The following is a 12,415-nucleotide window of genomic DNA, read 5'->3' as shown; positions in this document are numbered from 1 at the left end:
CGCGTCTCGGCGGACGGCGGCGGCTTTGATGGTCGTTTCGTCGCCTCGCCCAAGGCGGATCTGGTCACGGAGCTGAAGCGGCTGGGCGAGGCGGGTTATACGCGCCTGTGGACCGGGCCGGGCGAACTGGCCGACACCCTGCGCGATCAGGGTCTGTTGGCGGACTGAGATGTGTGTCCGGCCTGGTGATCGCCAGGCCGGAACAAGTGTCGACTAGGCGAGGGCCTTGAGCGCCTCGACCAGATCGGTCTTTTCCCAGCTGAAACCGCCGTCGGCGTCGGGTTCGCGGCCGAAATGGCCGTAGGCCGTAGTGCGGGCGTAGATCGGCTTGTTCAGCTTCAGATGTTCACGGATGCCGCGTGGCGTGGCGCCGCCGATCAGCTTGGGCAGTTCGCGTTCCAGCACGGCGGGATCGATCTTGCCGGTGTTGTGCAGGTCCACGTGGATCGACTGGGGCGCAGCGACGCCGATGGCGTAGCTGATCTGGATGGTGCAGCGGTCAGCCAGACCAGCGGCGACGACGTTTTTGGCCAGGTAGCGGCCGGCATAGGCGGCTGAACGGTCCACCTTGGTCGGGTCCTTGCCCGAGAAGGCGCCGCCGCCATGCGGAGCCGCACCGCCATAGGTGTCGACGATGATCTTGCGGCCCGTCAGGCCTGCGTCGCCATCAGGGCCGCCGATCTCGAAGATGCCGGTCGGGTTGATGTGCCAGACGGTCTCGTCGGTGATGAAGCCTTGCGGCAGTACGCTTTCGACCACCGGCTTGACCACGGCGGCGACGTCGGCCTGGGTCTTACCCTTGGCGTGCTGTGTCGAAACCACGATTGAGGTGGCGCGGACGGGCTTGCCGCCTTCGTAGTGCAGGGTGACCTGCGATTTGGCGTCCGGCTCAAGGATCGAACCGCCTGCGTGGCGCAGTTCCGCCAGCTTCTTCAAAATGCTGTGGCTGTAGGCTAGGGTGGCCGGCATCAGTTCCGGGGTTTCGTTCGAGGCATAGCCGAACATGATGCCCTGATCGCCTGCGCCCTCGTCCTTTTCGTTGGTCGAGTCCACGCCGATGGCGATGTCGGCGGACTGGGCGTGCAGATAGCAGGCGTATTCGGCGGTTTCCCAGTGGAAGCCGTCCTGTTCATAGCCGATGTCCTTGACCGCCGCGCGGACCAGAGGCTCCAGGCTGTCGATGATGCCCTGGGTGAAGGCTTCGTTCTGTTCCTTGGTGTTGCCCGGTTGGGTGGCGCGAACTTCGCCCGCCAGGATGATCCGTTGCGTCGTCACCATCGTCTCACAGGCCACGCGCGCCTCCGGGTCCTTCGCCAGGAAGGCGTCCACCACGGTGTCGGAGATGCGGTCGGCGACCTTGTCAGGGTGCCCTTCGGAAACGCTTTCCGAGGTGAAGAGGAAGGAGGAACGGGCCAAGGAAGGCTCCTGTCTGATGGTCAGACCGTTAGACATATAAAGATATGCTTATATCTTCAAGATAGAGGATGTGCCTACGTTTCGTTCTTGCCGCGAAAAGGTTGTATCTCGGGCGTAAAAAAGAAAAAGCGCACCCTGTGAAGGGCGCGCCTTGTCGGTCTTGGTTTGCCGAGGCGGCGCCGAAAGGCGCGCCGGGCATTGTCTTACTGACGCAGGCTCTTGGCCACCAACAGCAGGGCGTCGCGTTTTTCGGCGTCCTGGATGTCGCGGAAGGTCGAGAGCAGTTCAGCAGCGCCCGGAGCGGCCAGAGCCAGTTCGTCACCCTCTGCGCCATCGAGCTCGCCCAGCAGGGCGGCGCCGGTGGATTTCAGAACGGCGGCGATCTGCAGCAGACGGGCTGCGGACACGCGGTTGACGCCGCGTTCGTACTTCTGAATCTGTTGGAAAGTCACACCGGCGCCAGCCGCAAGTTGCGCCTGGGTGATGCGGAGTTCTTCGCGGCGGGCGCGAATACGCGTGCCGATCGCGACGTCTACGGGGTCTACTAGGTCGTTCATCTTGGCCTTCAAGATACTAGGCGGTTGAGCGCGTGAGGCCCCAAAAACCTGCCTGCGTCAAGCAAAAAGCGTAGCAGTAAGGGGCGAATACCAAGGGAATATCGGCACCTTTCCCTTATCGGGAGAGTTGTATAAACATTCCTGTCAGTGACGAAGGCGGCTACTTAGCGTTGTGCAATTCTTTGTCTATTGGTCTTCCTCGTTGCAGTTAGTCCAACGCGATTCATAATGCCGTTGTGCGTGTAAGGTTCACAACCGTTGTTCTGTGAATGCTGAAGCTTGTCGTTAGAACAGTATCTTGCGCAGGTTGATGCGGAAGGTGCGTCCGGTCGGGTCCAGGAAATCGGGTTGATAGTTGAGCGGCGTCTGTCCGTCGCTGGAGGTCACCGAGACGCGGTCGTCGAAGATATTGGTCACGCCAAAACCGATGCGCGTGCCCTTCAGAACCGGGAATTTTTCGACCCATTTCGTCCTCTGGGTCAAATCTGCGAATGCGAATAAATTAATCGTGGTTCGACCAGAAAAATCCAGGTTCGGCGATGTGGCGTCGGTGCTGTTGACGTGGGTGCCCGCGCGCCAGTTCGCGTTGACGAACATGCCCAGGCCGTTGCGGAAGGCCCCGGCCTGAAGCTGAACCTCGTGACGCGACTGTCCGCCGTTGCCGCCGATGGCGTCGCCGTCCAGCAGGTCCAGCGGCGTCAGGCCGTCGCGGATGGTCACCTCGTCCTGCAGTCGCCAGGTGTGGGTCAGGGACAGGTTGAACATGCCCTGGCCGGGCTGCATTCCGGCGCCGCCGCCACGTCCGCCGCCGCCGCCCGGTCCACGCGGACCGCCGGGGCCGCCGGGACCAGCCATGCGCGGTCCGCCTTCACCGCCGCCAAAGCCACCTTGTCCGCCGGGCCCTCGTTGGCCGCGTTCAGGCGTCGGGTTGGGCTTGCCGAAGGGGCGCGAGAAGTTGAAGCCCCATTGCACATCCTGCTGCTCGCGACGGCTGAAGTTCAGCGGGCGGGCGTCGATGGACAGCAGGGTTCCGTCGCTGTCACGCTGGAAGCGTTCGGGCAGGGCGGCTTCCAGGGCGGGGGTGATGGTCGGGAAGCTGGCGATCTGGTCGTCAGTGTCGGTGCGCGTATAGGCCAGGTTGAAGCGCAGGTCGCGGGCGCTGTACGGCTGCCAGTTGGCGCTAAGCTTCAGCGAGCGGGCGTTTTCGGCGCTCAGATTGGGGGCGCCGCCCGTGACATAGGCCACCTCGATCGTTTCGCCGGTCCTGAAGTCGAATACGGGCGTATTCGGCGTCGAGACTGTCGGGTCATTAAGCTGCTGCATGGTCGGGGCCTTGCCCGCGTCCGAATAGTCGACGCCCAAAGACAGGCGCTGGACCGGCGACCAGTTCAGGCCGCCGCCGATGGTGCTGACGCCGCCGAAATCCGACAGTTCGTCATAGGCGAGGTTCAGGTTGGCCGACAGGTCGCCGATCTTGGCCAGAACGCCCCGATCACGGCTGGCGATCGGCAGGCTGAAGTTGGCCTGAAGCCGTCCCAGGTCGCGCGAAAGCGAGCGGTCGTCAGCGACGCCGTTGCGAACGCTTTCGGAATCCAGTGACTGATGCTGGGCGCCGACCTTGAAGGTCGAGGTCAGGTCGCCCGCCGGGCCGCTCCAGGCCTTGCCATTGACCACAAGCTCGGCGTTGGCGACGCTGGAGGTGGACTTGGCCGTGTCGCGCAGGCGGTCGGTCACGCGCCCGTCGATATCGCCGAACGGATTCACGGTCGGGTCGCCGGCAATCAGGCTGGCCTGAAGGGCGGCAGGATCAACCCCGCGACCCGTCGAAGTCTTGGTGTTGACCCAGTCATAGGCGCCTGTCAGCGTCCAGCGCCAGTCGCCTGCAAACCCGTCCAGCACTGTGCCGACACCCGCCGTCTGGGTGTCGACCTCGCGTTTCAGCGCATCCGGCCGGTCCAGATAGCGGAACAACTGCACATCATCGCCGAAGGGCGAGTAGGGATTGCCGGAGGGCAGGGTCAGGGCCACGCCCGGCAGGCCCAGATAGCTGAGGCTGGAGGCGTTCTTGTAGCTGCCGCTGAATGTCGCGCCGATGTCGCGGTTCAGGTCCTTCTTCAAGGTGCCGGAGATTTCCGCCGATCCCGTGTTGGGCAGCAGGGTGCGATAGGCGTTCAGATCTCCCTGACGCGGGCTGTTCGCCGCGCCGAGGAAGTCGTTCAGCGAGGGCGCGCCGCCCGCCGCGCTGGCCGGCACGCCCGCCACCGTGACCGTCTGTCCGGCCAGAGCCGACAGGGCGGGGTCGATCTGGCCGCCGCGCGGAAGGCCGCCGATATTGCCCTGCAGGTCGAACAGGTCGGTGGTCTTGCTGCGGTCGATGTTGCGCTCGGTCTCGAACAGGGCGGTCTGCGAGTTCAGGCTCAGGTCCATCGACCAGCGGGTTGAGCCCGCGATGCGAAGTACGTTGTCGCTGTTGTCCAGAACGGTCTGGCCGCCGCTGGTCGGGCGGGTGACGGTGCCCGAGGCGGTGATGGAGCGGAAATCGGCCTTCAGCACCACGTTCACGACCCGCTGGTCGGCGCTGTAGCCATAAGAAAGGGCGGTCTCCTCCGGCAGGACGTCGAAACGTTCGATGGCCTCGGGCGGCAGGCCGCGGATTTCGCGGAAGCCGGAAATGCGTCGACCATTGACCAGGAAGACAGGCGCACCGCCGCGCGCGCTGCGGGTCTGGGCCTCCAGCAGGGACACCAGTTCGCCGATATTGGTCGCGCCGAAGGCTTGAATCTGTGCGGAATCGTAAGAGACGATCGGCTCCTGACCGCCCAGCGCCACGCCGCGCCGTGTCGTGGTCACCTCGACATCGGGCAGGACGACAACGGGTTCGTCGGTCTGGGGATGTTGCACCTGCACGGCTTCGGCATTGGGAGCCAGAGCGAGCAGCATCAGGGCCGAAAGGGTCATGAAAGGTGTTCCGCGGGACGTAGATCAGTCCTCTGGAGGCGCGCCAATCGTGGCGGCAAAACGGCCAAATTAATGAAGTTTTGGAAAGCGTTGCGCGGTTTCAACACCGGTGAATTTCGAGCGACGGAAATCCAGAAATGGGCCGTTAAAGAGCGTTTGGCCCGATCTGGAAAACCGTTCAGACGGTCTGTGCTTGCCGGTGATGCGCGGCCGCCTCGACGGCGGCGGCGATGCCGTCGAGCAGACTGTGCAGGGTGATCGGCTTGGTCAGGTGGGTGTCGGCGCCCGCCGCCGCACTCGCCGTCACATGTTCGGGCAGGGCGTTGGCGGTCAGCATGATGATCGGCGTGCGGGGACGGTCCTGATCCTGCTCCAGCGCGCGGATGGCTGTGGTCGCGCTCAGCCCGTCCATCACCGGCATCTGCATGTCCATCAGCACCAGATCAAAGGCGCTGTCGCGGAAGGCCGCCACCGCCGCATCGCCGTCATCGACGGTGACAAGCTGGGTGGGCAGATGCGCCAGCATGATCTCCACCACCTTGCGGTTGGCGGGATGATCGTCCGCCAGCAGGATGCGGGCGGGGAAGGCGGCCGCATCCAGATCCTGACTGTCTTCGGTGTTTGTGACGATCGGCGTGGCGCTGGTCGGCAATGGCAGTTCGAACCAGAAACGTGCGCCCTTGTCGGGCACGCCATCGCCGTCCATCGTCCCGCCCATCAGTTCGACTAGGTGGCGTGAAATGGCCAGGCCCAGGCCCGTGCCGCCGAAGCGACGCGTGATCGAGCCGTCCGCCTGTTGGAAGCGCGTGAATATCCGCTCCTTCAGTTCGGTGTCGAAGCCGCAGCCGGTGTCGGTGACGGTGAACCGAACCCGATCCGGTCCTGTCTTATCGACGCTGACGGAGACAGAGCCTTCGGTGGTGAATTTCAGCGCATTTGAGATCAGGTTGGACAGGACCTGCCGCAGGCGCACCACATCCCCCTCGACCAGACCTTCAAGCGCAGGGTCGATCTGCACCTGCAGGGGCAGGCCCCTGCTGTCGGCCTTGGGACGATACAGGGCGACAGCGCCGCGCACCGTGTCGCTCAGGTCAAAAGCGGCGTGTTCGATGGCGATCTGGCCCGCCTCGATCTTGGCGGAGTCCAGAATGTCGGAAAGCAGCCGCTCCAGCGTCACCCCGGATGTGCGGATAACGTCGACCATCTCCTGCTCTCGCGGCTGCAGGGCGGTGCGCGACAGGGCGTCCGCCATGGCCACCACGCCGTTCAAAGGGGTGCGGATTTCGTGGCTCATATTGGCCAGGAACTCGGATTTGGATCGGCTGGCGTCTTCGGCGCGGCGGCGCGCGACCCGCAGGTGCCCCGCCTGACGCCACAGCCAGAAGATCGCCGCCAGGGCCGAAAGCACGAAGATGACCGCGATCACCATGCCGCCGTTCTGGGCCTTGATGACATCGCGCTGCAGGGTGGTGTTGACCCGCGCGGTCTCCAACTGGGCGCGTCGTTCGGCCAACTGCTGCTGCATGTCGCCCGTGACCTGACGGATGCCGGCGCTATAGCGGCGGGGGCGTAGTCGCGCAGCGTCTCATAGGCTTCTCGCGGCTTGCCTTCCGCGAACAGGATTTCGGCTTCGATGCGGCCCAGCTTGTAGCTGTTGCGATCCCGGTACTGGCCTGCGGCGATACGCTCCTTGATGGCCGCAAGGTCCCGGCGCGCCTCCGCCAGCCGTCCGGTCTGGGCGTAGGCGATGGCCCGCGACGGCAGCAGGTTGGCCGCCAGGAAGGAGGCCGCGCCCAGGTCCTGACCATAGGGCGCCAAACAGGCCAGGACATCGTTTGGGGCGTGGCGCGCCTCGGCCGTGGTCACGCACAGATTGGCGTCATAGATGGCCAGGCTGGGCAGGCCGGCCCGCAGGGTCAGCCTGTGGTGCGCCATATAGAGGCGCTGGGCCTGTTCCGGGTCGCCCAACTGGGTCGACAGCCGCGCCAGATTATAGATGGCGTCGAAGTCGGGGCGCGGATAGGCGGGATTGGCCAGGTCGATCTCGAAGCGACCGAAGGCGGCGGTGGCGCCGTCGATGTCGTTCAGCTTCATCAGGCCCAGACCAGTCATCTCCCACAGCCCGGCCTGCGCGGTTTCCGCATAGGGAGAGGTGTCGGGAATGAAGGCGTCGGCGTCGGCCAGCAGCTTCAGGCCTTCGCCGATCTTGTCGCGGTCCATCAGGGCCAGGGCCCACAGACGGGTGGCGTGCGCCCTGGCGAACCAGTCCTGTTCGGTCGCGGCGATCTGGCGCATCTCTTCGGCGACGCCTGTCTCGCCCTGATTATAACGCAGGCTGAGCGCGTTCAGCCTGGCGACCTGCTGGTATCGCAGATCGTTCTGAAGCCGTGCGGCCTGGCCCAGACGGTCGTTCCAGGTCCGGGCCTGTTCAAACTCGCCCTGGTTCAGCAGAATCCAGGCGACGTGGTGCAGGCGCTGCAGGCCCTCGCGGTCATGACGGTTCATCGCCGTGCGGCCAAAGGCGTCCAGGGCGGCGAAATCGGTCGCGGCGGCGCGTTTTTCCACGGCGGCGGCCAGCTCCAACGGGGTCCGCACAGGGCCGGGCGGCTGCGCCTGCGCGCCCTGTGCAAACAACATCGTCAGACCCAGGACGGTCAGAACGGTCAAAACTGAGTGTCTGGGACGCGACATGAAACTTCCGTGTTAGCCACGACCTTTGCCATAGGGTGTGTTGAACGAAGGTTTATCAGACGGCTATGTAGCGAACCCCGACCGTCACTGGCGGACGTCGGCCGCGAGGCGAGGAGTCAGACTCCGCGTTGACCGATCCCGGCCTATCGGCTATAGGCCCGCCCTCTTGAGATTTCCGCGCCGTGGACGTGTGCTCCGCGGCGTTTTCCGTTCGAAGGTTTGACATGGCCAACAACCCCGGCGCCCGCAAGGCGATCCGCAAGATCGAAGCGCGGACCCAAGTGAACAAGGCGCGTCGCTCGCGCGTTCGCACCTATCTGCGCAAGTTCCAAGAAGCTCTGGCCGGCGGCGACGCTGCTGTCGCCAAGACCGCTTTCGTCGAAGCTCAATCCGAGCTGATGCGCGCTGTCTCCAAGGGCGTCGTTCATAAGAACACCGGATCGCGCAAAGTGTCGCGTCTGGCCGCCCAGCTGAAGAAGCTGTCGGCAGCCTGATCCATTAAGGATTATCCCTGATACGGAACGTCTATCGTCGTTCTGTTACGGGTTTTTCCAGCGATTTCAACGGCGAAGGAGCGTAAGCTCCTTCGCCGTTTCGCGTTGTGACGTTAACTCTTAAGCTGTCGAAATGGTCGCCCCGCTGGGGTGAAATCCGGAATTCCTCAAGCGGGCGCAGGGTTTGTCGGAGTCAAACAATTTAACTGCGAATCAGCCAACGAATCTCCGTTGACCCAAGAGGCTCTGAGCGTAAGTTTTGGCCTCTAACGCACTTCCATCCCAGTACGGATGAAGACGGCGCGAGACTGTAGTTTCGCGTTGGCGGGAGATGTCTGTTCAAGAGTTCGGCCCCGTCCGGAAAGCATCGCTTTTCGGCGCAGGAGAAGTCGTCCCTGAACCATCGCCCTGAAGCGCCGAGGTTCGGATTGGTTTTTGCAGCGAGTGGCTGAAATATGGTTGGGGGCGCAGCGGCAGTGGCAGGCGGAACGAACAGGTTGGAGACGACGGATCTGGATCGGATCTGGGGTGAGGCGTCCGTGCGCCTGCGCGCCGAGATCGGCGACGGCCCGTTCAACTCCTACGTCGCGCCTTCGGCTGTCCGCGTGGATTCCGCTGGTCAGCTGATCCTGGTCACCCCGACCGCCTATGCCCGTGACTGGGTGCGCAAGAACGCCCTGCGCCGCATGAACGAGCTGTGGCTGGGCCTGGACGGCCTGTCGCGCCGTCTGGACGTGCGTTGCCGCGCCGAGGTGGGTTCGCCCGCGCCCGCGACCGCCGTTCCGGCCGGTCACGTGCTGGACGCCTCTCCGCGTCTGGCGGCCCTGTCTTCGGCCAATATGGCGGTCCCCACCATCGCTCCTGTCGCCGACAGCGCCCGCGCCGTGCGCGCCGCCGGTCTGCAGGAGCGTCTGACGTTCGACAGCTTCATCGAAGGCCAGGGCAACGCCTTCGCCCTGGCCATCGCCAAACAGGTCGCCAGCTGGGCTGACGGTCATTTCAACCCGGTCTTCTTCTGCGGCCCCTATGGCTACGGCAAGACCCACCTGCTGAACGCCATCGCCTGGGAGGTCCAGCGTCTGCGGCCCCAGGCCAAGGTGGTCTATCTGACCGCCGAGCGTTTCCTGTCCACCTTCGTCAAGGCCATGCAGGACCGTTCGACCGCCGCCTTCAAGGAAAGCCTGCGTTCGGCTGACATGCTGCTGCTGGACGACGTCCAGTTCGTGGGCGGCAAGACCTCGACCCAGGAAGAACTGCTGTCGACCCTGACCGCCCTGATCGAGGACGGCAAACGGATCGTCTTCTCGGCTGACCGCGCGCCCATGGCCCTGACCGATGTCGAGCCGCGCCTGCGCAGCCACCTGGCCGCCGGTCTGACCTGCCCGGTCGAGGCGGGCGACCGCGAACTGAAGATCGCCGTGGCCCAGAACCGTCTGCGGGCCCTGTCCGCGCTGGGCGTGGTTCAGGGCGAGGCCGCCCCGGACGTACTGGCGCAACTGGTCGACCGCACCCCGGGCTCGATGCGTGAGCTTGAAGGCGCTGTGAACACCCTGGCCGCCGCCGCGGGTTCGCGCCTGTCGGCCGTCTCGGTCGATGAAGCCTCGACCTTGCTGGGCATGGCCATGCGTGGCGGCCCTGAGCGCCGCATCACCGTCGATGAAATCCAGAAGACGGTGGCCGAACATTTCAACCTGAAACAGGCCGACCTGCTGTCGGAGCGTCGCACCCGTTCGGTGGCCCGCCCGCGCCAGATCGCCATGTATCTGTGCAAGCAGCACACGACCCGCTCCTATCCCGACATCGGCCGTCGTTTCGGCGGCCGCGACCACACGACCGTCCTGCACGGCGTGCGCAAGATCGAGGAGCTTATGCCGCAGGACGACCAGATCGCCCGCGACGTCGAGGCCCTGACCCGCAAGCTGCGGGGCTGATTTCGAGGGGTTTGCGGGGCGCAGGGGCGACAGGTTCGCTGGAATTTGCGCTCCGTCCCCCGGTCCGATCACTTATCCACGCGTCGAGAACAACTAACCACAAGCCGCTTCCTTGCTCAGCGCGCTTAATTCGCTAGTGTCTAAACCCCTCAATCGCGGCGTCTCCGGGGAGGCGCCGTCTCCGGGCGAGACGACATGCAGCTGACTATCGAACGATCCGCGCTCCTGAAGGCCCTGGGCCACGTGCAGAGCGTCGTTGAACGTCGAAACACCATCCCGATCCTCTCCAACGTCCTGCTGAGCGCAGGTCGGGACCGGCTGGCCTTTGCGGCCACCGATCTGGACATGGAGATGGTCGACGAGGCCGAGGCCCAGGTCCAGGTCGAGGGCCAGATCACGGCGCCCGCCCACACCCTGTACGAAATCGTGCGCAAACTGCCGGAAGGCGCCGAGGTCTCGCTGCTCTATTCGGGCGATGATCCGCGTCTGGTCGTCTCCGCCGGGCGTTCGCGCTTCAACCTGCCGGTCCTGCCCGCAGGCGACTTCCCCGTCATGTCAACCGAGAGCGCAGGCGCGTCCTATGTCCTGCCTAAGGAAGACCTGGCCCGTCTGATCGACAAGACACGGTTCGCGGTCTCGACCGAAGAGACGCGCTATTATCTGAACGGCCTGTATCTGCACACGGTCGCAGAGGCGGGCATTCCCCTGCTGCGCGCCGTCGCCACCGACGGCCACCGTCTGGCCCTGGCCGAAACCCCGGCGCCGGAAGGGGCTGCGGGCGGTCCCGGCGTCATCGTGCCGCGCAAGACCGTCGATCAGGTCCGCCGCCTGCTGGACGACACCAATGGCCCGGTTGAGGTGCAGGTCTCGGCCCAGAAGATCCGCTTCCAACTGGGCGAAGCGTCCCTGACCTCCAAGGTCATCGACGGCGCCTTCCCGGACTATTCGCGCGTCATCCCCAAGGGCAATGACAAGCAGGCCGACATCGACAACGCCCTGTTCGCCAAGGCCGTCGACCGCGTGGCCACCATCTCGGCGGAGAAGAGCCGCTCGGTGAAGCTGGCCTTCGATAACGACCGGGTGAAGCTGACCGTACGCAACATGGAGGCCGGTCAGGCCGAGGAAGAGGTCGAGATCGGCTATTCCGACGAACCGTTCGAGATCGGCTTCAACGCCCGTTATCTGCTGGACGTCGCGGGCCAGATCACCGGTGAAAACGCCGCCTTCCGCTTCGCCGATCCGGCCTCGCCGACCCTGGTGCTCGATCCCGGCGATCCGGGCGTCCAGTATGTGCTGATGCCGCTGCGGGTGTGACGGTCGCTGACGAAAAACTGACTGGCGAACGTCTGGTGCTGACGACGTCGCGCGGCGTCGTGGCCTGGTCGCTGGCGGCCTTTGCGGCCACGGCGGCCCTGGGGCTGTGGTTCATCAGCGAGGCGACCGACCTGATCGACATCCTGTGGAGCTGGGTGGGCGTGATCTGTCTGGCCGCCGCCGCCGGGGCCTCTGTGCTGGCCCTCGTCAGACCGCCGAAGTTGATCCTTACGACCGAGGGGTTTCAACTGACCGGGCCCTTGTCGCCGGGGCTGATCCCGTGGAGCGAGGTTGAAGGCTTCGACCTCTACAGCGAGGCTGCGACGAAGGATCTGGATGGTCAGTCCGTCGGCGGCGTTCCGCTTCACGCGGTGTGGCGGCTCAAGGCGGGGTCGCCCTTTGCAGGCCAACTGGTGTCCAAGGTGAACAGGTCTGGCGGCTTGTCGATCGATGGCAGTTTCCCACGGAACATCGGGCTGGCGCCCGAACCGCTTTCGACACTGCTGGAGCAGTGGCGCGTCCGCTACGGATGACCCATAGGCTGTCCGGCGCCACGAAAGCTCCGCTTCCTTGATTTCCTCCCTGACCCTTACCGACTTCCGCTCCTATGCGGGCGCACGGCTGGCGCTCAATGCTGGGCCGGTCGTGCTGCATGGGCCGAACGGGGCGGGCAAGACCAATCTGCTGGAGGCGGTCAGCCTTTTGACCCCCGGCAAGGGTCTTCGCGGGGCAACGGCCGCCGAGATGGGCCGACGCGAACCGGGCGAGGCGGTCGGGCGCGCCTGGGCCGTCATGGTTGAACTGGACGACGAGACGCGGCTGGGCACCGGCGTGCAGACGGCGGGGGCGTCCCGCCGCATTGTCCGCATCGATGGCGAAACGGCTCAGCCCGGTCGGCTGCTAGATTACCTGCGCCCGGTCTGGGCCACGCCTGAACAGGACCGGCTGTTCTCGGATGCTCGCGCCGAGCGGCTGAAGTTCTTTGACCGTCTGGTCTTCGCCGCCGACCCCGACCATGCCGCCAGCGTGTCTGTCTATGAGAAGGCCCTGCGTG

10 protein-coding genes are annotated in these 12,415 nt (G+C 65.0%); 5 read left to right on the top strand and 5 right to left on the bottom strand.

Features of this window, described 5'->3' with window-relative positions; genetic code table 11:
* Positions 1–213 precede the first annotated feature (213 nt).
* The 5 genes from metK to QZ281_RS18145 all read right to left on the bottom strand — a co-directional run bounded on the left by metK (position 214) and on the right by QZ281_RS18145 (position 7,622).
* Positions 214–1,416 carry a methionine adenosyltransferase gene (gene metK, locus QZ281_RS18165; RefSeq protein ID WP_292231053.1) on the bottom strand — a complete coding sequence of 401 codons (1,203 nt, stop codon included), beginning with the start codon at positions 1,414–1,416 and terminating at the stop codon, positions 214–216.
* Between the two features lie 203 nt (positions 1,417–1,619).
* Positions 1,620–1,973: a helix-turn-helix transcriptional regulator gene (locus QZ281_RS18160; protein ID WP_201100842.1), complete on the bottom strand. Its 354-nt coding sequence runs from the start codon at positions 1,971–1,973 to the stop codon at positions 1,620–1,622.
* A gap of 285 nt (positions 1,974–2,258) precedes the next feature.
* Positions 2,259–4,931 carry a TonB-dependent receptor gene (locus QZ281_RS18155; protein ID WP_292231050.1) on the bottom strand — a complete coding sequence of 891 codons (2,673 nt, stop codon included), beginning with the start codon at positions 4,929–4,931 and terminating at the stop codon, positions 2,259–2,261.
* Positions 4,932–5,109: 178 nt separating this feature from the next.
* On the bottom strand, positions 5,110–6,456 hold the full coding sequence (locus tag QZ281_RS18150; RefSeq protein WP_292231047.1) for an ATP-binding protein: 1,347 nt from the start codon (positions 6,454–6,456) through the stop codon (positions 5,110–5,112).
* On the bottom strand, positions 6,354–7,622 hold the full coding sequence (locus QZ281_RS18145; protein ID WP_292231045.1) for a hypothetical protein: 1,269 nt from the start codon (positions 7,620–7,622) through the stop codon (positions 6,354–6,356). Before QZ281_RS18145 ends, QZ281_RS18150 begins: the two co-directional genes overlap by 103 nt.
* Positions 7,623–7,846: 224 nt before the next feature.
* Here QZ281_RS18145 and rpsT point away from each other — a divergent pair, with 224 nt between their 5' ends.
* The 5 genes from rpsT to QZ281_RS18120 form a co-directional block, all read left to right on the top strand.
* Complete coding sequence (rpsT, locus tag QZ281_RS18140) at positions 7,847–8,116, top strand: 30S ribosomal protein S20 (RefSeq protein WP_201100839.1); 270 nt, start codon at positions 7,847–7,849, stop codon at positions 8,114–8,116.
* 455 nt (positions 8,117–8,571) lie between these two features.
* Positions 8,572–10,047 carry a chromosomal replication initiator protein DnaA gene (gene dnaA, locus QZ281_RS18135; protein ID WP_292231040.1) on the top strand — a complete coding sequence of 492 codons (1,476 nt, stop codon included), beginning with the start codon at positions 8,572–8,574 and terminating at the stop codon, positions 10,045–10,047.
* Positions 10,048–10,242: 195 nt separating this feature from the next.
* On the top strand, positions 10,243–11,361 hold the full coding sequence (gene dnaN, locus QZ281_RS18130) for a DNA polymerase III subunit beta (RefSeq protein ID WP_201100837.1): 1,119 nt from the start codon (positions 10,243–10,245) through the stop codon (positions 11,359–11,361).
* The gene (locus tag QZ281_RS18125; RefSeq protein WP_292231037.1) at positions 11,358–11,894 is read left to right on the top strand and encodes a hypothetical protein; all 537 of its coding nucleotides are present in this window, start codon (positions 11,358–11,360) and stop codon (positions 11,892–11,894) included. Before dnaN ends, QZ281_RS18125 begins: the two co-directional genes overlap by 4 nt.
* A 37-nt stretch (positions 11,895–11,931) precedes the next feature.
* The coding region (locus QZ281_RS18120) for an AAA family ATPase (protein ID WP_292231035.1) at positions 11,932–12,415 on the top strand (484 nt) is incomplete at its 3' end.

Origin of the sequence: Brevundimonas sp., from assembly GCF_018608325.1 — a bacterium.
Lineage (GTDB): Bacteria > Pseudomonadota > Alphaproteobacteria > Caulobacterales > Caulobacteraceae > Brevundimonas.
This window is presented reverse-complemented; position numbering and strand designations above follow the sequence as displayed.

Excerpts from the sequence above, each read along its gene's own strand:
- QZ281_RS18160 (WP_201100842.1), bottom strand. The coding sequence starts at position 1,973 with ATGAACGACCTAGTAGACCCCGTAGACGTCGCGATCGGCACGCGTATT.
- dnaN (WP_201100837.1), top strand. The coding sequence starts at position 10,243 with ATGCAGCTGACTATCGAACGATCCGCGCTCCTGAAGGCCCTGGGCCAC.
- dnaA (WP_292231040.1), top strand. The coding sequence starts at position 8,572 with ATGGTTGGGGGCGCAGCGGCAGTGGCAGGCGGAACGAACAGGTTGGAG.
- QZ281_RS18155 (WP_292231050.1), bottom strand. The coding sequence starts at position 4,931 with ATGACCCTTTCGGCCCTGATGCTGCTCGCTCTGGCTCCCAATGCCGAA.
- QZ281_RS18150 (WP_292231047.1), bottom strand. The coding sequence starts at position 6,456 with ATGCAGCAGCAGTTGGCCGAACGACGCGCCCAGTTGGAGACCGCGCGG.
- QZ281_RS18145 (WP_292231045.1), bottom strand. The coding sequence starts at position 7,622 with ATGTCGCGTCCCAGACACTCAGTTTTGACCGTTCTGACCGTCCTGGGT.
- rpsT (WP_201100839.1), top strand. The coding sequence starts at position 7,847 with ATGGCCAACAACCCCGGCGCCCGCAAGGCGATCCGCAAGATCGAAGCG.